19 protein-coding genes, 1 tRNA gene and 2 pseudogenes are annotated in these 18,028 nt (G+C 34.1%); 5 read left to right on the forward strand and 17 right to left on the reverse strand.

Features of this window, described 5'->3' with window-relative positions; genetic code table 11:
• The first annotated feature begins 775 nt into the window (after window positions 1-775).
• Window positions 776-1,336, forward strand: a complete 561-nt coding sequence (gene thiT, locus LT143_RS19825) for an energy-coupled thiamine transporter ThiT (RefSeq protein ID WP_246946141.1) — start codon at window positions 776-778, stop codon at window positions 1,334-1,336.
• A gap of 12 nt (window positions 1,337-1,348) precedes the next feature.
• On the opposite strand, the gene LT143_RS19830 is transcribed toward thiT, so the two are convergent.
• Together LT143_RS19830 and LT143_RS19835 are read right to left on the reverse strand one after the other, a co-directional pair.
• The gene (locus LT143_RS19830; protein ID WP_246946142.1) at window positions 1,349-1,522 is read right to left on the reverse strand and encodes a hypothetical protein; all 174 of its coding nucleotides are present in this window, start codon (window positions 1,520-1,522) and stop codon (window positions 1,349-1,351) included.
• 47 nt (window positions 1,523-1,569) lie between these two features.
• Window positions 1,570-2,454 (reverse strand): DMT family transporter, encoded by an 885-nt coding sequence (locus tag LT143_RS19835; protein ID WP_246946143.1) that lies wholly within the window; start codon window positions 2,452-2,454, stop codon window positions 1,570-1,572.
• A 116-nt stretch (window positions 2,455-2,570) separates the two neighbouring features.
• Between LT143_RS19835 and LT143_RS19840 the strand changes: the two genes are divergently transcribed.
• Window positions 2,571-2,759, forward strand: a complete 189-nt coding sequence (locus tag LT143_RS19840; protein WP_246946144.1) for a hypothetical protein — start codon at window positions 2,571-2,573, stop codon at window positions 2,757-2,759.
• Between the two features lie 8 nt (window positions 2,760-2,767).
• Here LT143_RS19840 and LT143_RS19845 read toward each other — a convergent pair whose 3' ends face one another.
• Window positions 2,768-3,670 carry a DMT family transporter gene (locus tag LT143_RS19845; RefSeq protein WP_246946145.1) on the reverse strand — a complete coding sequence of 301 codons (903 nt, stop codon included), beginning with the start codon at window positions 3,668-3,670 and terminating at the stop codon, window positions 2,768-2,770.
• Between the two features lie 112 nt (window positions 3,671-3,782).
• Here LT143_RS19845 and LT143_RS19850 point away from each other — a divergent pair, with 112 nt between their 5' ends.
• A complete protein-coding gene (locus LT143_RS19850; RefSeq protein WP_246946146.1) occupies window positions 3,783-4,454 on the forward strand; it encodes an oxidoreductase in 672 nt (223 codons plus the stop codon).
• 29 nt (window positions 4,455-4,483) lie between these two features.
• On the opposite strand, the gene LT143_RS19855 is transcribed toward LT143_RS19850, so the two are convergent.
• On the reverse strand, window positions 4,484-4,795 hold the full coding sequence (locus LT143_RS19855) for a hypothetical protein (protein WP_246946147.1): 312 nt from the start codon (window positions 4,793-4,795) through the stop codon (window positions 4,484-4,486).
• A 95-nt stretch (window positions 4,796-4,890) separates the two neighbouring features.
• On the reverse strand, window positions 4,891-5,193 hold the full coding sequence (locus LT143_RS19860; protein ID WP_246946148.1) for a DUF4359 domain-containing protein: 303 nt from the start codon (window positions 5,191-5,193) through the stop codon (window positions 4,891-4,893).
• Between the two features lie 162 nt (window positions 5,194-5,355).
• On the opposite strand from LT143_RS19860, the gene LT143_RS19865 reads away from it, so the two are divergent.
• Window positions 5,356-5,428: transfer RNA gene (locus tag LT143_RS19865), tRNA-Ala, on the forward strand.
• A gap of 121 nt (window positions 5,429-5,549) precedes the next feature.
• Here the strand turns inward: LT143_RS19865 and LT143_RS19870 are convergent.
• The 9 genes and pseudogenes from LT143_RS19870 to LT143_RS19910 all read right to left on the reverse strand — a co-directional run bounded on the left by LT143_RS19870 (window position 5,550) and on the right by LT143_RS19910 (window position 10,626).
• Window positions 5,550-6,656, reverse strand: coding sequence for a site-specific integrase (locus LT143_RS19870; protein WP_246946149.1), 1,107 nt, complete (start codon window positions 6,654-6,656; stop codon window positions 5,550-5,552).
• Between the two features lie 176 nt (window positions 6,657-6,832).
• Window positions 6,833-7,024 (reverse strand): helix-turn-helix domain-containing protein, encoded by a 192-nt coding sequence (locus LT143_RS19875; RefSeq protein ID WP_246946150.1) that lies wholly within the window; start codon window positions 7,022-7,024, stop codon window positions 6,833-6,835.
• Between the two features lie 33 nt (window positions 7,025-7,057).
• The gene (locus LT143_RS19880) at window positions 7,058-7,453 is read right to left on the reverse strand and encodes a terminase small subunit (RefSeq protein WP_246946151.1); all 396 of its coding nucleotides are present in this window, start codon (window positions 7,451-7,453) and stop codon (window positions 7,058-7,060) included.
• Window positions 7,440-7,652 (reverse strand): hypothetical protein, encoded by a 213-nt coding sequence (locus LT143_RS19885; RefSeq protein WP_246946152.1) that lies wholly within the window; start codon window positions 7,650-7,652, stop codon window positions 7,440-7,442. The genes LT143_RS19880 and LT143_RS19885 overlap by 14 nt, the downstream gene beginning before the upstream one ends.
• A 65-nt stretch (window positions 7,653-7,717) precedes the next feature.
• Window positions 7,718-8,875 (reverse strand): annotated as a pseudogene (locus LT143_RS19890) (replicative DNA helicase).
• Complete coding sequence (locus LT143_RS19895; RefSeq protein WP_246946153.1) at window positions 8,821-9,018, reverse strand: DnaB-like helicase N-terminal domain-containing protein; 198 nt, start codon at window positions 9,016-9,018, stop codon at window positions 8,821-8,823. The pseudogene LT143_RS19890 and the gene LT143_RS19895 overlap by 55 nt, the downstream one beginning before the upstream one ends.
• Window positions 9,002-9,706, reverse strand: coding sequence for a hypothetical protein (locus LT143_RS19900; RefSeq protein WP_246946154.1), 705 nt, complete (start codon window positions 9,704-9,706; stop codon window positions 9,002-9,004). Before LT143_RS19900 ends, LT143_RS19895 begins: the two co-directional genes overlap by 17 nt.
• 12 nt (window positions 9,707-9,718) lie before the next feature.
• Window positions 9,719-9,904 (reverse strand): helix-turn-helix domain-containing protein, encoded by a 186-nt coding sequence (locus tag LT143_RS19905; protein ID WP_246946155.1) that lies wholly within the window; start codon window positions 9,902-9,904, stop codon window positions 9,719-9,721.
• Between the two features lie 107 nt (window positions 9,905-10,011).
• Complete coding sequence (locus LT143_RS19910; RefSeq protein ID WP_246946156.1) at window positions 10,012-10,626, reverse strand: hypothetical protein; 615 nt, start codon at window positions 10,624-10,626, stop codon at window positions 10,012-10,014.
• Window positions 10,627-11,010: 384 nt separating this feature from the next.
• Between LT143_RS19910 and LT143_RS19915 the strand changes: the two genes are divergently transcribed.
• A complete protein-coding gene (locus tag LT143_RS19915) occupies window positions 11,011-11,436 on the forward strand; it encodes a hypothetical protein (protein WP_246946157.1) in 426 nt (141 codons plus the stop codon).
• Between the two features lie 346 nt (window positions 11,437-11,782).
• Here LT143_RS19915 and LT143_RS19920 read toward each other — a convergent pair whose 3' ends face one another.
• The 3 genes and pseudogenes from LT143_RS19920 to hsdR form a co-directional block, all read right to left on the reverse strand.
• Complete coding sequence (locus tag LT143_RS19920; protein WP_246946158.1) at window positions 11,783-13,213, reverse strand: restriction endonuclease subunit S; 1,431 nt, start codon at window positions 13,211-13,213, stop codon at window positions 11,783-11,785.
• Entirely contained in the window at window positions 13,206-14,669 is a 1,464-nt protein-coding gene (locus LT143_RS19925; protein WP_246946159.1) for a class I SAM-dependent DNA methyltransferase, read from the reverse strand. Before LT143_RS19925 ends, LT143_RS19920 begins: the two co-directional genes overlap by 8 nt.
• A gap of 97 nt (window positions 14,670-14,766) precedes the next feature.
• Window positions 14,767-18,027 (reverse strand): annotated as a pseudogene (hsdR, locus tag LT143_RS19930) (type I restriction-modification system endonuclease).
• Between the last annotated feature and the right edge of the window lies 1 nt (window position 18,028).

Raw genomic sequence — 18,028 nt, forward strand, 5'->3', positions numbered from 1 at the left:
TGCTCATTACACCAAGTTTTTTCGCGTTAGCGAAAAAACAATCCTTATTATGCGCTGGCACTAATAAGTTTTAAAAATTGTTGTCGGTTTTTATAAACCAACACGCTTGACGTTTTGTTTAGTTTTCAAAGAACTTGTCCGCCGCCCAAAAGCGACTTTCTTAATTTAACACATCACCTTATATCAAGTCAACACTTTTTCAAAACTTTTTTCATCTTGTTTTTCTGTGTTTTTCTTGTTGTTTTCTGGCGACAAAAAGTAATATACCATGTCGCAGAATACTATTTCAAGTCTTTTTTCAAAAAAAATTAAATTAATTTCTAAAACCTTATAATAAATCTGTGTAGTTCATGGATGTGAAGAACTCCCAAACCCTCATGTAGTAAGAAAATACTACTGGCGAGAAACACCGAAGAAAGCAATCATTTCACTCTGAATAGTCAACAATCAAAGTTTAACTGAGACTTTTTTAAATAGTAAAGAACAAATATATTATCATTCATATTTGTAAAAGATATTAACCATAGAAACTAATGCATTAATTGTTTGGGCTCATTTCTAATACTTTGTTGCTTTTCAAGTAACTATTCTAAAGACATCCCCTTTTAAATACGTAAAATCTAAGTATTAAATGTTAGAAAAGAGCAACTCTCTCTATTTAAGCACTAGACATTGTACTACCGAGTAAAAATTCGTTTTTGGGGATTTTTACGAAAGCAACAATCAATACGAAAGAGCAAGTGATTAACATCATTAGAAGATGGAGGCGATAAATTTGAGAAACACAAAGATATTGTTTTTAGTAGAGGTAGCTATATTTTCAGCACTTGCTTATCTATTAGACTTCTTGGCGTTTAAAATTTGGGCACAGGGAGGATCCGTTTCATTATCTATGGTACCAGTTTTCTTCATTGCCTTTCGTTGGGGTATTAAAGGTGGCGTACTATCGGGTCTTCTATACGGAGCACTCCAACTTTTAACTACCACCTACATTTACAGCATTCCACAAGCGTTCATGGATTACATAGTTGCATTTATTGTGTTGGGATTTGCCGGATTAGTATCAAATCGAATGAAAGAGGCTTTACAAGCAGGTGATAAATCAAAGATGCATACGTACGTGGTTATTGGAGCATTGATTGGAAGTTCTCTGAGGTTTATAGCTCATTATATAGGAGGTATTGTGTTCTTTGCTGATTTTGCTCCAGAAGGGACACCAGTTGCTCTCTATTCTCTTCTTTACAATGGCTCATATATGCTTCCAGCCTTTATACTTTCTTCCATTGTATTAATTTTTATGATTTCGTCTTCCAAAAGATTGCTTCAAACAAGGTAAAAGTACTCATCTTCAAGATAAGTACTTTTTCTTTTTGGCTGTTTTCGTAAAGATTGTTGTTTTCGTAAAGATTGTTGCTTCCGTAAAAATCCCAATAGCCGGATTTTTACTCGGTAGTACAGCGTCCAGTGCTTTAAATTGAGAGAGTTGCTCTTTTCTAACAATGAACACTTTGGTTTTACGCACAAGAAAGGGTTGGTTTTAGAAATATTAGCTTGAAAAGCAACAAAGTTTTAGAAAAGAGCCTTCTTTTTTGCCTTCTCTTCAATACTAGAAAGAAACCAATTCACAAGGAAAATCCCTATAAAAATCAAAGTTCCTCCAAGAAACACATTCCATCTAATTTCTTCTCCCAGTATCAGCCAACCTGTAAGTACCCCAAAGAAAGGAGCTAAAAATAGAAATGCGCTTGTCTTAGCAGGGTCGCCCTCTTTTAATAGATAGAACCAAATTGTAAATTGAACGATGGAAGCCATTACCGCCAACCATACAATAATCAATATGGACTTACTATTAATAGTTATATAAATGTCCTCAAGTATAACACTCATAATTAGTAGGAGAAGTCCTCCAAAAAGCATTTGATAGGCAGTCAGTACCCATGTATTGAAACGATTTCCCCATTTTTTTATTAATATAGTAGCAGCTGCCCATGAAACAGCTGAACCAAGCCCGAAAAAGGTTCCAATTTCAAGCTTTAATGAAAAACCTAACGTAATGAAAACTCCCACAAATCCTACTATTACTCCTATCCATTGTAAAAAGTGATATCTTATGCCTAGCAAAGCTGTGCCAAGTATGACAACTAGTAAAGGATTAGTGAAAGTTAAAATGGAAGATTCACCTGCCGTAATGGTACGTAAACTTAGAAAGATACATCCCATAACACCAGCGGTTTGGAGAGAACCTATTAACACTATTTTGAACCAATCTCTACTATTCTGCGGAAGATGCTTATTCCATAGAAACAAGGACATAATGGTTCCTGCTATCGTGAATCTTATGCCTACTAATAATAATGGAGACACATACTCCAGTCCTATTTTTCCAACAGCAAATGATGATCCCATAAGAAAGGTTGTTAGGATGACCAATAAACCATATAGAAGAGGATTCATATCACACACTACTTTCTTAAATAATTTTTTAAATAGATTTACTATAAAACTTGTACATATTTCTATGAGCTCTATCATATGTTCTAGTAGAGAATTATCTAATTAGGAGGATTTATATGTTATTTTTTGCTACTATGGTATTTTGTTTTATCATGTCAGTCTTCTTATTCCTAATAGGATACTGGGAAGCCATAAAAATAAGTAATGAAGAGGGAAATGTGAGAGCAGGCACCATGATTTTTTGCTTAGTTATGGGATTTGTTTTTGCTATATTTGCAAGTGATTTTTCAACAACAATTGCCTAGTGAGATCACTAGGCAATTTTATTTTCTATTAAAACAACCTCTTTTTTCTTCCATAGTAAGAAGAGACATATACCCGCAATAACGATGACTCCCCCTATTAATTGATGGGACAGGATCATCTCTTGAAAGATGTAATAGGCTAGAATGGAAGCACCAATTGGTTCAAAGAGTATCGTCACAGATATGAGAGATGTACTGACCCAACGAAGGGCATAATTAAACAACGTATGACCTAGTAGTGTAGGGAAAATCGCCAATAATATGAAATATCCCCATTGTTTCGCGTTATATGGAAGAAAAGGTTCTCCACTCAGTAATACGTATACAAGTAGGGTAATTGAACTTACAAAATAGACTATATACGTATATGTTACTAATGACATTCTACTTCTTACTTCCTGGCCAAATAGGAAATAGATCGTTACTAATAAACACGCAATAAGTGCAAGAATATCTCCCCATAGCGCTAACCCACTTACTCTGAAGTCGCCCCAGCTGATAATTACACTACCTATTACGGCTAAAAGTGCACTAACCACAGAACGGAACGTGAATTTCTCTTTAAAAAATAAGTAGGTACCAATAAACGCAAAGATCGGTTGTAAAGTCACAAGTACAACTGAACTGGCAACAGAAGTGAATTTTAGGGACTCAAACCATAGGACAAAATGAAGCGCGAGAAATACACCGGAGACTGAAGAGAATAACCAGTCTTTTTTTGTGATAGCCTTTAGTTCCCTCACATGTTTAAATAAAAATAGAGGTGTCATAATTAGAACAGTGAAGAAAATACGATAAAATGCAGTAATGCCGGACGGGGCGTCTGCAAGTTTCACAAGAATGGCTGAGCTAGAAACTGTTATAATCCCAATCACTAAAGCCAAATAAGCTTTTGGTAAATTCGCACTCATGGTACTGGTCTCCCCGATTATTCAAAATTGTAAATTTATTATATATGACATTGAGTAAAAAAAATATAAAATAAACTCGAACTATAAAAAATAGTGGGAAGGCAGGAATTCTATGGACAAGGCAAACAAAACAGCTGCTTTAATTGGAGCTAGCGGTCTAGTCGGAACTCATCTCTTAGAAGTATTATTGCAAAGCAATGAGTATTCCGAAGTAAAAGTATTAGTACGTAATAAGTTAAATATTACACATAAGAAGTTAACTCAAATTCAAGTTGATTTTAATCAACTGTTATCCGTTCAGGAACATTTATGTGTCGATGATGTCTTTTGCTGCCTGGGCACCACCATTAAAAAGGCTAAAACAAAGGATGCATTTAGGACGGTGGATTATGAGTATCCAGTCAAATTGGCTATTATGGCAAAAGAATGTGAAGTTAATCACTTCCTAGTGATAACGGCTCTTGGTTCAAACTCGCATTCTTCCTTTTTCTATAATCGTGTAAAAGGTGAACTAGAAGAAAGATTGAAGGAATTAAATTTGTCTTCGCTTTATATCTTTAGACCTTCTCTTCTTCTAGGCAAACGAGAAGAATTTAGACTTGGTGAAAAACTTGCTACCTATTTGACTCCACTCTTTACTATGTTCTTATCAGGTAGTAGAAAAAAATATCGCCCTATACAGGCTGAAGATGTGGCAAAAGCGATGTATCTTGCAGCGCAAAATTCTGGTTTAGGCACACATGTAATTGAATCAGACCAAATTCACACTATGAGTAAGCAATAAAAAAACTTTGGTTTGTTTACCAAAGTTTTTTAAGGTTTTGAGATAAAATAACGTAAGTACTCCAATTTTTCAGTAGGTGTACTGGATATAATCTCTCCATTTTTATCCTTTAAGACTTCAAACTCTTGATAGGTTTCTACAACGTGACCATCAATAACTTCTTTCTTTATTAATTGCATTTCAAATGTTGGGATAGAGGTAATCTCCTCTTCTTCTCCTGCAACTTCAGCCATGGCAGGTACCAACGTTTCATAATCGATCCGATGACCACTCATCGAGATCGGCGAATCTAAATAAGCAACAATCCCCAAAATACAAACAAGTATGAATAGATGCTTCACTGTATCCCCCCGTTCATGCTACTTTATTTTATGATTGTCCAAGGGGACTATATTACTTTTTTGTACACAAAAAAAACGAAGCCATCATGACTTCGTTACTTTTCATAAGCAATGCTCTTAATTGGAACAAATTGATTCATGATTCCTAATGTAATCATATCTTTATCTGACAATAGGTTCGTATGATAGACAGTGAAAAAGAAAAAGTCCTTTTTCGTTGTTGAAGTATCTATAATCGGCTTTGCCACATAATCAACGCCTATATTCATGAGGATCCCTTTTTCCTCTGTTAACCGTTCTCCCACCCACGCTACATATCTATCTTGACCAGGGTTTAAGACTATAAGTAGTAATACTAATACCCCAATAATACTTCCTATTAAATATCTTTTCTTCAAAATGAAACCCTCCTGAAACTTGTAATAGCTTCCATTTTGTCCAATCTATTATTAAAATAAACATGATGATAGGTCCGTAACTTCTTAAAGTTAGAATATTTACACATAGGTATTGTAAACGTATTTATTTATAGTATAATATCGCTATATTCATCTTATTTCGGGGCATTAGCTCAGCTGGGAGAGCGCTACGCTGGCAGCGTAGAGGTCATCGGTTCGATCCCGTTATGCTCCATCTTAAAAAAGAAGTGGGAAACCCTTGATACATAAGGGCTTCCCCTTTTTTATTTATTTTAGCCTGCAACCATTTAACCTTAGAAAACTGCCTTCTGGTCACACTTTGGTCACGAGAAGATTTACTTAATTATTTCATCTAATTTAAGCACAACTTCTTCCTGCATAGACGGAAGAACGTGAGAATAGGTATCAAGCGTCACCTTTATGTTACTATGACCCAATCTTTCCGAGATTACTTTTACATTTATTCCATTAGAAAGTAATATAGTCGCATGAGTGTGCCTTAAATCATGAAAACGTATGTCTGGTAAATTAGCAGCTTTTATTATTCTCTTCAAGTTCCTTCTAACATTCGCTGGATTAAATGGTGTTCCAGACTGCGTACACGCAACTAAATCATAGTCTTGATAATTAGGTCCATGACTAAGCTTAACCTTTGATACTCTTAGTTTGTGAGCTTTAAGAACTTTTGTTGCCGACGTAGATAAATTAATAGTACGTAGACTAGACTTAGTTTTAGCACCATTTATAAATGTCTTCCCATCATGACTTAACGTTTGTTTAATTCTTATAAGCCCTTTATTCAGATCAACATCTTTCCAACGTAACCCAAGAAGTTCTCCCTGCCTCATACCAGTCATTAATGCTAGATAGAATACTATATAACAAGAATCGTCTTTTGCTACCTTCAAGAATTTATTTACTTCTTCTTCATTCCAAACATTTATCTCTTTCTTATTGCCCTTTGGAAGCTTAACCTTTACAGCGACATTTTTAGGAACTAATTCAAAGTCCACAGCATGTTCTAATGAATTTCTAATAATTTCATATATTTTTCTTACTGTAGCACTGCTTAATCCTTCCTCAGTAAGGCTATTAATATATGATTGAAGATGAATTGTTGTTAATTTCGATAGTGTATAGTCTCCTAAATTAGGTATTATTCTACCTCGAATATAATTCTTATAAACTTCTGCTGTTTGGACACCAATACCATTCTGTTTAGTTGAAAACCATTGATTCAAATAGTCTTTATATAAAATAACTGAAGGCTCAATGTAAGTCCCCTTATTTATGGCATTAATCGCTTCGGCTAACGCTTTTTCTGCTTCCTTTTTAGTTTTAAACCCTCTCTTTTTCTTTTGCTTACGATTGCCCTTATTATCATTACTTAACGTAAAGATATAATACCAACTTTTCCCGTCTTTTTTTACCGATCCTCGCATTAAAATCTCTCCTCTTTTTTTAGAATCAATGTGATATATTCTATGGAGAGAGTGCTTTTGATAAAGCACATCTCAAACATTTATTAATTTGAGATGTGACAGTTTGCCACATCTAATATATCTAGAATCTACCAATTAAAGCAATGTCTATATTGTTATTGTTAAAAATTACATATTTATATTAATTTTTCTTCACCATAAAGCCACTCTATTAACACAGCCTTGTATATTTTTATTCTCCTACCAACTCTAACAATGTTAAACTGACCAGTAGAAACTAACTCATAAGCTTGACGCCTTCCGATTCCTAAAATTTCTTGTAAATCTTCTACATTTAAAATATCAGGGTATTGCTCTAGTGTTTTCATCATACATCGCTCCTCACAAATAAATTGGATTTTCTAAATGGTGTCGACAAATTTCACTTCAATTAAGTTATTATTAATTCCCCTAAACTCTTTTTTATCTAAAGGTTTAAAACCTGCTCGATCAAGTAAATCTTTGGCAGCCACAATCTTGTCCCGAGCTGAACTCTCCGGATTCACCATAAGTTCATATAGAACTTTTCTAGCTTCTACAGCGTCTTGTAGGAATGTCATTCTTAATTGTTGGTCTATTTCATCTTGAAGTTTCTTAATTTCATCAGATACTGTAGTTTTCTGTAGCAATTGATAACCTATTTCTGAAGCTCGACGTTTACTGTAACCAGCACGAATAGCTGCCTGAGTTGCACAAGAATCCTTAATATACTCTCTTACAAACCGATTTTGTTTATCTGTAAGTTTAGTCAGTTTCATCATCTCCCCATATATCCAAAGGCTCCTCCCATATTTTTCGTAAACCATTTAAAGCAAAACAAAAATCATAATATGCATCATCAATTTCCTTCTTGGATAATAAACCCTCAAACTTGCTCATTACGTATTTAAAATCATATTTTGTTCCATCTTCTATATATTTTTTCTTTAGTAACTCATAGAGTTCGTCTTGTAGCACATTACCACTCTCCTTAGTTTAAAGAATATTCCGAATTAAACAGTCGTAATAATTCCATCTATATGTTATTTATCAAGTTCTTCATATTTTTGAATCCAGCCTTTAAACAAGTACCGAAATTTATTTATTCCAACATCTCTTCCCTTAGCAATAATACTTTGTACTACTTTCCCTTGAGAGTGTATTTCTTCTGGGTCATACCACAAGAACTCTACAACATCAGCATCTTGTTCTATTTCACCCGAATCTCTTAGATGATCTAGTCTTGGCTCCTGAGATTTAGCACCTTCCCTACTCATTTGAGCTAACATAATAAAAGGTACATTTAACTCAAGAGCTATCTTTTTGGAAGTTCGAGTAACTTCCCCAACTGCTTGTGACCTGGTTTGCCCTGGTAGTTGGGGTATATCCATAATGGTTAAATAGTCTACGACTATCGCTGCTAAGTCACCGTATTGTCTTTTTATTTGCCTAGCTACGGATCGGATATAATTAATACTTATATTACTAGCGTCCTATATATATATTGGTAGTTGTTCAAGCTTTTTGTAAGCTGCTTCTATTTTCCCTAATTCTGCAACTGAAAGTTCCTTGCGTCTAATTCTGTTAGCAGGAATGGCAGATATAGGAGAAATCATTCTATTAAGTAATTGGTTACGTGTCATCTCTTGTGAGAAAATAATTACGTTCCCTACATTTCGTTCTGCTATTCCAATAGCCATTTGAAGTGCCTTAGCTGTTTTACCTACACTTGGCCTTCCTGCAAGAATATACAGCCACCCACGTCCAATTCCACCCATCCATTTATCAAAGTTGTTAAATCCTGTATAGATAAAATCATCCTTTTGTAGTAGGTAGCCAAGATAGTCACTTCGTGTTTCCTTTACATGCTTCAGGTTTCCTTCTGTTTTTGGTCTTACCTTTAGAACTAAACGCTCTATTTCATTAAGGTATTTTTCATCTTCTTCAAATTCATTGCAATCTGAAATCACCTTAATTTTTTCACTAACTTCCAATCCTCTTCTTCGTAAAGCTCTTGACTTTACAATGTCACAATAAAACCCTGTATTTGCTGTGGTAGGTACCGAACCAGCTAACTTACTAAGATAATCTACACCACCAATTTCTTCTATTATCTTTTTTTGACTAAGCTGCTCTGTTACAGTAACTAGATCAATTGGTTTATTGTTCCTGTAAAGACCGACAATAGCAGCCCAGCCCATATATGACGATTTGCAGGATTAAAAAAATCACGATCTTCAATTTTGGGTACAATGTCGTCAACAACTTCTGGATCAATAAGTACAGCACCTATTACAGATGCTTCTGCTTCTACAGAAAATAATTGATTAATAGGTAAATTCATCTGGATTCTTCCCTTCTTCAACCCATTTGTTAAACGCAATCTCTCTATCCCTTGCTTCTATATGCCTTGTGAAACTCTCATTCTCAGACTTTGTATATTTTTTAGTCGACTTCTTTTTTTCATTTACTCTATCAACAACCCAGAGCAAAATTGCATGATAATCAGATTCATAATCTTTACCACTTGATTCTTTATAGTTGTTTAATATTTGTATCATTTCTACTGTATCCTTATCCCCATGCTCAGAAGACAGTTTCTCGTACTCAGAATCGGTTAAAAAAACATTACTAGCATATTTATTTTTCTTTGTAGTAGTCTCTGGTATTGGTATGGACTTATTGTCATGATTAGCCTGACAAGTTGTCAGCAAAGATGATACCTTTTCATAATCAATTGAATACCAATTTGTTTTATCAATCTTCATTCGGTTAAAGTTATCTACGATAATTAGCCCTTTATCCTTCAAAGACTTCATTATTCTTATTAAGGTTCTTTCAGACCAGAAAGGAAATTGTTTCTTCCATTGTGGGTAGCTATTATAAACCCACTTTTTGTTTTCATATATATTTGTACTTTTTTCTAACCAATAATGTATTTGCTGTAAAACAATAGCCTCATTTAGCCCGATTAATTTTGCTAAAGAGGGTAAGACGATTAATGGGGACTCATCACACAAAAGCTTTCCCATATCTCAAACACCTCAATTGCTTGTATCAATAATCTTTTTCCCACCACCTCTTATCCATTCAAGTAATTTCTCTTTTTCCACTCTAACTTGCCTACCAATATAGACAACGGGAATACTTCCAGATCTAGCGAGAGCATATGCTCGATCAAGTGTAACGTTTAAAATTTCTGCAACTTCACTAATTTTTAACAACTTCATTTATAAACACCTCCCTACATCTGATTACATATCAAGAATAAAACGCACAAATAAATACAAGAAGACCCTTAGATTTTTCATCTAAGGGTCTTCACACCAAGCACTTTTTATGGTAATATTTTTTGTTTTCGTTTATTCTCTTTATTTAATCCTATTGTTTTATAAATACTATTTATGACTTTCCCTATAGTTGCTGCTTTTTGAATGAAGTACTCGTCAGCAATTTCATCATAGGTCCATCCAAATACATGATAATGAACAAACCAAGTATAATGGTCAATATTTCTTTTTTCCTCAGTTAAAATATAGCCTTCTTCCATAATTGCTTTATTTGTCATTTCAATATTTTCAGCTGCTAATCTTCTTGCTAAACTATGATATTCTTTCTCTGTTTGAAATAGAAAATTATAGACAGGTAACTCACGGTGTAATTCCTTCTGTATTTTTTTTATTATTTTATACATTTTTCCAATATCACTATTAAATAAGAAAAGATTGTTCCTGGTATCCTTATTCTCATACCAAACCATGAAAGTACAAAATAAATATTCCACGACCCATTCTTCACCTATACACCAAGTGCTAGCCCACACTCTTATTTCATCTTTAAAATCAAGCAAGGTAATTACTTCATTATAAGTATTAAAATTCAGGCTAATTATCTCATTATTATTTTCAACATTAACAAGTGAGTCACATACACCTTTAAATTCTTTGTACAACTTATTAATCTCATGGCCAACTTCAGGATTTATTTCAGTTAGGCAAAGTAAGAAAAGTGCTTGTTGCTTCGATACATTTATACTTTTAGTAGTTTTTTGTCCACCAAGACCAGTGTATTTTCCATAACAATAGCCCTCTTAATTCATTTTAGTAATTAATATATCGCTTCTTAGGTATTCAATTCAATAAGAGATTGATAGTTTGTAAATTAGTGATTGCGTATGGCAAACGCATCTTTATAGTGAGTTAAGTATTAATAATACTAACATTCAAAATTCATAATAGTTCGTTCGCATTTAGAAACCACTTATTTTTTTGGTATTTATATCCAATTTGTTCCATGGTAAAATTCTTTATATATATTAGAAAGGGAGATGAAAAAAATGGAAATTGAAGGACTAAAGCCGTTAGAGGAATGGATCTGTGATGTCTGTGGTGACATAATCAAATCTACTAATGATTGGCTAGAATGGGAGACTAATAACATTACGGATAAAGATGAAAATTTTCGTCTTGTTCACCATACTTGCAAGAGGACTAATGATACTAATACATTGTTAAAAGACCTTTATATCCATAGAGTATTAGGAAATAATGGGCTAGCAAAGTTATTAAACACCCTCGAAACACTTAATCCTAACAATGTGAGTGATTTCACCGAGATTATAAGAAGATTACACTTACCTTACTACGAAGAAGCAAGGCAATTCCTAGAGGAAGCAAGAATAAACGGAGAATATTTTAGTACTGAACTTACCGAAGAAGATTGTAAGTACATTATTGATGAATACTCTAAGGCATTCCTTTGATAGAATGAAAAAGGCATTTCCAAGGTGGAATTGCCTTTTTGTTTAACACTTCCCTGTCAAGGAAAGAGTGTGCTTCGGAATATGACAGTTTAAGTTTAAATTAGTTGCTACAATGGGCTTTAATTTACTCATTTGTACGATTTAATCAGATGGAATTGGGGGCAGTATGTTTGATTTCACCCCCAATTCACCCCCAACCTAACCCAATAATTCTCTATAACAATTGCTTGTTAAATAAAGGTTAAATAAAGGTTTGTTAAGGTTTTTCAAAGTTTGAGATATAGGTTAACATACTCTCCCATTATGTTTCGTGGAATAAATCGTGATCATGAACATATCCACCATTTTACTTGTTTTGTAGAACTTCTTTTAGTAATTCGATAGCACTTTCTTCTTTAGGATCGTTTGTGCTGAGTTCGCCACGGAAGGCCTTGGATAAGATGCTATTTTTCATTTGATTTAATTCCTTTTCTAGATTTATCAACAAAATAGAATTATCCTCTTTCTCAAGTAATTGTTCAATTTTATTTATAATCTCTTTTTGTTCATCAAAAGGTGCTAGAGGAATTTTTATATTTTTTACATCCTCTAAACTTAATACTGGTCGTCCGATTCCATAAGCTCGTTCTTTTAGTTCCCCACCTCCACCAACAGGTGAAATTAAACTATAGTGGAGATATTTACTTAAACGTGGATCCACGAGTTTAGTAAGAGCAACCGATTGGCTTACATAAGCCTCCGATATTTCAAAATCTACACGAGCACATTTTCCAACATTGGCACCAGTAATAGTTGTAAGTAGGTCGTTTTTTTCAATAAGGCTTCTCTTACCTTCAACTTTTTCAGGTAATTCCATATATGCAACATTATCTAAAACCAACTTATTAGTATTTATATCTTGCGTTCTAATAAAATACGCTCCAGCATCAGAATAATATTTCGACCAATCTCGTGAGCCACTTGTAACATAGTAAGCGAGTTCACCCAACTTAATCCAAATCCACCCATTCGGTAACGTAAATGGCATTTCACTTTTTTCAATATTTTTTATATTATTAGTATTTATTTTTATATGTGAACTCCGTTTTTTTTCTATGATATTTTCTAATAATACATTTGCATTTTCTATACTTGTATTATCTTCTCTCCACTTAGCAGTCAAATTACCTCGAAATGCCTTTTCTAAGATGGCCTCTCTACGAAGTTCAAACGTTCCCCTTGCTTCATCAATCAATTGCTTTGCCTCGTCTATTTTATTTAAAAGGCGCTCAACTTTGTCAGCAATTCGTTTTTGTTCGTTTAAAGGTGGAAGGGTAAGAGGACTTTCTCTAAGAAACTTAAAGTGCCTACTATAACCCTTGTCAGGTAAGTTTATTACGCACAAAAGGTAATACAAAAACTTAGGGTAGAAAAATTCCTTCGGCTTTAGTATCTTAGTACCATCTGCTCCCTGAACAAAATCAAAATCAACCCATTTAATATTTCTTGTATGATCTCCGAATATTACTACCGGCAAATCTTCTGTAATTACTAAGTCTTTATTATCAGTATAACCAGATATTCTTTTTTGTCCTTGATCGACGACAGGGTATCTCCCTGCCTCTTTGTATTCCTTTTGTTTTAACTGTTTATTCCTGTTACTTAAACTAATTACACTTGCATCAAATTTAACCCAACACCAATTGGCCGGTAAGTTATAGGGGTGTTCTTCCTTAGGTATCATAACCTCTTCCAACAATTCCGTCACTGTCTTTTGCTTCTTTGTCTTATTACTCATTACTGGACACCTCAAGTTCAACCTCAGGTTCAATAGCACCCTTCTTCTCTTCAACTTGACGTAGCTCCTTAACAACTTCATTCAATAATTCAACAGCTTGTTCTAGTTTTGCAATTGCTTCTTCTGCTGAATCAATAGGGTCAGGTAGGTTTTCGTAAGTAGATAAAGATTCATCTGCAATTAGACCAATATCCAAGTTGTTATCCTTTCTCTGGATTTCTTCACGAGTAAAGACGTTAAGGCGTTCATCTTTTACACTTGTTCTATCATCGGCTTCATATGCTGTTACAAACGCTTCAAAATGTTTTTCAGTTAACGGCGTTCTCTTTCCAAAACTAGGCATATTAGTTCTTAAATCATATACCCAAACTTCTTTTGTGTTATTTTTATCTGTTTTACCACGTGTAAAGAAAAGAACATTTGTCTTAACACCTTGTGCATAGAAAATACCTGTTGGTAGACGAAGAATTGTATGTAAGTTACATTTATCCATTAGATCTTCTCGAATTTTTGCTCCTATACCACTTTCAAAGAGGACATTATCTGGTAACACAACAGCAGCTCGAGCTTCCCCATTAGGCTTCAATGCACGGTAAATATGCTGTAAGAAATTCAATTGTTTGTTCGTTGATGCAAATGTTAAATCGTCACGTGTTGGTCGCTCTCCACCTTGCTTTGTCCCAAACGGTGGATTTGTCAAAATAACATCGTAGTTTTTTAAATTACTACCAAGTTCTGAAAGTGTGTCACCAAGAAGGATTTCGCCATGAATATCATGTAGTAGAGCATTCATCATTGCAAGACGGTGAGTATCTTTTACTAACTCAACACCAGAAAATGCTTTATACTTTTGGAACTCTGCTTCTTTTTCCCCTAAGTCAAAATAATCATCGGTATTCTCACGAACATATCTGTCTGCTGCTATCATAAAACCAAATGTTCCAGCTGCAGGGTCATTACAACGCTCTCCGGGTTGTGGATCAACCAACTTTACCATTACATCTATTAAAGGGCGTGGTGTGAAATATTGACCAGCACCTGATTTTGTTTCACTCGCATTCTTCTCTAGTAACCCCTCATAAAGATCACCAAGTCCTTCTTCTTTTGCACTATACCAATCTAGCTCATCTATTGAACGAACGATTTTCTCCAGGTTTTTAGGTTCATCAATATTTGTTTTTGCATTCGTATATATTTGCTTTAAAATATCATAACCTTCATTACCAAGGTCAATTAATAGCTTTTGATAATGAGTTTTTAGTTCTATCCCGTGAAGACTTACTAATGAATCCCAGCGATACTCTTCTGGAATAGACTCTTCGTTCTCTGTTTCCTTCATCATTTTTAAAAATAACAAGTAAGTTAATTCTGTTACATATTGGTGATAGGTAATCCCATCGTCTCGTAACACGTTACATAAATTCCATAATTTTTGAACAATCTGTTGGTTTCCCATTTTTACTTCTCCTTTATCTTTTCTCTCACTTTTTTTCAAACTAGCCTTTTTATTATAACAAAACCAAAAATAAAGACCTCAATAAAGAGGTCAACAATCACGCTTGTTCGCGTTTATCTTGCTTATATAAGGCTAAGTTAATTCGTTTCACAATATCCGGAAGCTCACCTTTAAAGAGTTTATTTAGTTGTTTATAGCCACCCTTACTTTTAAATGGCTCTACATTAAATGCTTGTTCTGGGTCCGGATCAAGAATTGATTCTTGTAGTAATTGCTTTTCAATTCTTTCCAGCCACTGCTTTTGAATCTTTGGCCATGCTCTCATACTATATATTTTTTTCATTGCATTTTTTATTCTCTCTTCATGACTAATTAGAGGATCACCTAGTGCTTGTTGACGTATAAAGCTAATAATATCAGCAGCAATATCCTCGTTTTTGGCGTCACGCCAAGCTGCTTGTAAGTTTTTTTCAGTAAAACCTTTTTGGTCTAATTCAATACGAAGTTTACGAAGTTCTTCTCTAGTCAAATCACTTGGCCGTGTACACACAACTTGTAAAGCTGGTATTAGATTGATGTTTTCTTTTATAAATTGACTAAAGCTTTGTAAGTAGTCCTCTGGTTTTTCGGCATTTCCATATCCTCTTGTTACTTCAACTAATTCATCTTCATGACGAGAAATTAATTGTCGAATTGGACGGTTACGATTCTCATCAATATAATTTATGAGTTGTTTATTCTCTTTTAATTCTTGTGATATTTCATTTTCTTTAGTATTTTTTACTAAATCTATAAATTCTTCTATGGTTTTACCACCTGATAGAACCTTAAAATCTTCCCGTTACTTGTCAGTCCACTTTTGTTTTCTTCTCTGCATTTTTGCTATGAATTGATCCTTATGTTGTTTTAAATGTTCTTCATTTTCAAGTTGTTCAATTTCCTCTGCTAATTGAGTTAAGGAAACCTTAGGACTTGCTACAACGGGCTTCATGGTTGTATAAGGTTTTAATGATTCATATATTCCTACTGCGTCGTAAATTGAAAAATGGTCCTTTCCAATATCATCGGCTCTTCTCGTAGCTCTACCTAGCATTTGCTCATATAATATCCTTGATCGTACCCTACGCAAAAATACAATATTAGTTATTGAAGGAACATCAACACCCGTTGTCAATAAATCAACAGTTACTACTATATTAGGAAGACGTTCATTTTTATAAAGTTTAATTGCTTGAAGTGGGTCTTTAATAGAACCTGTAATCTTCATTACTGAATTATCCTCAATTTCTCCGTGAACATTTTCTAGTTCTTCTTTTAGAATACGAACTACCATATCAGCATGATCATCTGTTGCAGCAAAGATAAGTGTTTTACCAAGATCATACGGATCAATATGATTAGCCAATTCACTTAATATTACACGGTTAAAACTCTCAGTAATGACTGTTTTGTTAAATTGTGTAACTTCTATATTAACCTCATCTTCTAAAACTTCTTTTTCAATCATACCCACCCTGGTATCGTATACCTCTACCTCTTCCCCAACCTGCCACTTAATCCCACTCTTTTTTAGAGCCGTTTCAAACTGATACGGTGGCTCGTGGTCAATTAAGTATCCATCAATTACTGCTTCACGATATGAATAAGTAAATACGGGTTCACCAAATATTTCAACAGTATGAAGGGCTGGGGTAGCAGTTAAACCTATCCTAACGGCGTCAAAGTATTCCAAGACCTTTCTGTATTTACTTACGTAATCATTATGGTCACGGAACTCTAATTCAACTTCTGTCATTTCTTTGTCTAGTGTATAACCTCGGTGAGCTTCGTCAACAATGATGCAATCATATTGGTCTACAGTTGGTATATGAGTATCGGAATTACTATAGAAAAGTCGTTTCAACATACCTTGTACCGTTGCAATATGTACCTTCGTTTCTGGATTAGGCTTTTGGTCATCTAAAGTTTGTAATTCAAAGATCTCAGTAAAAGAATGAAAGTTTTCAAGTTTTGAATCCTTAAATGCAGCTTCTGCTTGACGCCCTAATGCAGAACGGTCAACTAAAAATAAAATTCTCTTGAATCGATTGTGTTTGATTAACCGATAAATTAAGCCAATTGCCATACGGGTTTTTCCAGTTCCAGTTGCCATTGCTAACAAAATTTCTCGTTGCTTCTGTGATAATGCATTTTCTACAGAAGTAATTGCATTTTCTTGATAAGGTCGTAAATTAAGGTAGCCAAGTTCTTCATCTTGCAATTCTTTTGTTGCTTTATCGAGATCTTGCTTTATTAATTCTTTTAATCCTTCTGGTGAGTACCAGGCCTTTAATGGACGTGGGTGATTTGTAGATTTTCTTGCGTCTAAAAACCAGATTCCAGACTTTTCTTCTAACTGATTTAAATAAGACCGTCCATTTGTTGCAAATAAAAATGGTACAAAGTAGTCTCCATATGGTTTAAGAATGATTTCTTCATCTTGTTGAACAACTAATCTAGCATAATTTTTTGCTTGTTCAATATCGGATAGAATGTTTTTACTCTTTCTTTTAGCTTCAATAATCCCAACCAATTCTAATCCAATAAATAAGGCATAATCTGCGAAACCCTTTTTTAACGGCCATTCTGCTATAGCTATATTTTTACCCTTTTGTGGTCTAATTCCTTTGCCAAATCTCAAATTTTCTGTGTCGACTTCCCAACCAGCTCTTCTTAATTGTTCATCAATAATGGTCCTAGTTTCAGCTTCAGTTAATTCGATATTACTGCTAAAACGCTTTGATTCTTGTTTTCTTCTTTGTTTTTCTTCATTTGGTACATTGCTTTGTTCTTTTCGGAGCTTTTCTAATTGTTCCTCTAATTTACTTACTTTTTCTTCATATGATTGCGTAAGTTTTTGCATTTCAACCTTATTTATTTTAGTTTGCTTTACTGGCTCAATGTATTCTGGTTCCTCAAAACCCCATTCACCATAAACTTGCATGAACCATACTGCAATACGAAACGCCATATGAACTATTACTTTTGCTTCTTCTTCCGTACCATACCCAGCTTCATGAACAGCTTTATTACCCTTTTTACGAATTGTATCGAACATTTCATATAATTCATCAGAGATAAGGTCATCACGTTTTAGTGCGTTTAAACGATCAACCTGACTAGTGTCGTATGTTTCTCTAATCTCTTCAAATGCTAAAACATATTTTGCTGTTGTCTCTGCAAACATTCGAATTTTAATAATTGTTGTATTTGGATCATTAAATACATTATTTTCTGCCGTTTCCCCTAAGTTAGCAAGGATTCCCCATTTTTGTAATAGAAAATGAAAATTACTTTGGAACAAAAATAATCCCCCCACA

Source organism: Bacillus pinisoli (assembly GCF_023036475.1).
Lineage (GTDB): Bacteria > Bacillota > Bacilli > Bacillales > SA4 > Bacillus_BS > Bacillus_BS pinisoli.

Excerpts from the sequence above, each read along its gene's own strand:
- LT143_RS19850 (WP_246946146.1), top strand. The coding sequence starts at position 3,783 with ATGGACAAGGCAAACAAAACAGCTGCTTTAATTGGAGCTAGCGGTCTA.
- LT143_RS19905 (WP_246946155.1), bottom strand. The coding sequence starts at position 9,904 with ATGAAGTTGTTAAAAATTAGTGAAGTTGCAGAAATTTTAAACGTTACA.
- LT143_RS19880 (WP_246946151.1), bottom strand. The coding sequence starts at position 7,453 with ATGAAACTGACTAAACTTACAGATAAACAAAATCGGTTTGTAAGAGAG.
- LT143_RS19925 (WP_246946159.1), bottom strand. The coding sequence starts at position 14,669 with ATGGGAAACCAACAGATTGTTCAAAAATTATGGAATTTATGTAACGTG.
- LT143_RS19920 (WP_246946158.1), bottom strand. The coding sequence starts at position 13,213 with ATGAGTAATAAGACAAAGAAGCAAAAGACAGTGACGGAATTGTTGGAA.
- LT143_RS19845 (WP_246946145.1), bottom strand. The coding sequence starts at position 3,670 with ATGAGTGCGAATTTACCAAAAGCTTATTTGGCTTTAGTGATTGGGATT.
- LT143_RS19870 (WP_246946149.1), bottom strand. The coding sequence starts at position 6,656 with ATGCGAGGATCGGTAAAAAAAGACGGGAAAAGTTGGTATTATATCTTT.
- LT143_RS19895 (WP_246946153.1), bottom strand. The coding sequence starts at position 9,018 with ATGAATTTACCTATTAATCAATTATTTTCTGTAGAAGCAGAAGCATCT.
- LT143_RS19875 (WP_246946150.1), bottom strand. The coding sequence starts at position 7,024 with ATGAAAACACTAGAGCAATACCCTGATATTTTAAATGTAGAAGATTTA.
- LT143_RS19835 (WP_246946143.1), bottom strand. The coding sequence starts at position 2,454 with ATGAATCCTCTTCTATATGGTTTATTGGTCATCCTAACAACCTTTCTT.
- LT143_RS19900 (WP_246946154.1), bottom strand. The coding sequence starts at position 9,706 with ATGGGAAAGCTTTTGTGTGATGAGTCCCCATTAATCGTCTTACCCTCT.
- LT143_RS19840 (WP_246946144.1), top strand. The coding sequence starts at position 2,571 with ATGTTATTTTTTGCTACTATGGTATTTTGTTTTATCATGTCAGTCTTC.
- LT143_RS19915 (WP_246946157.1), top strand. The coding sequence starts at position 11,011 with ATGGAAATTGAAGGACTAAAGCCGTTAGAGGAATGGATCTGTGATGTC.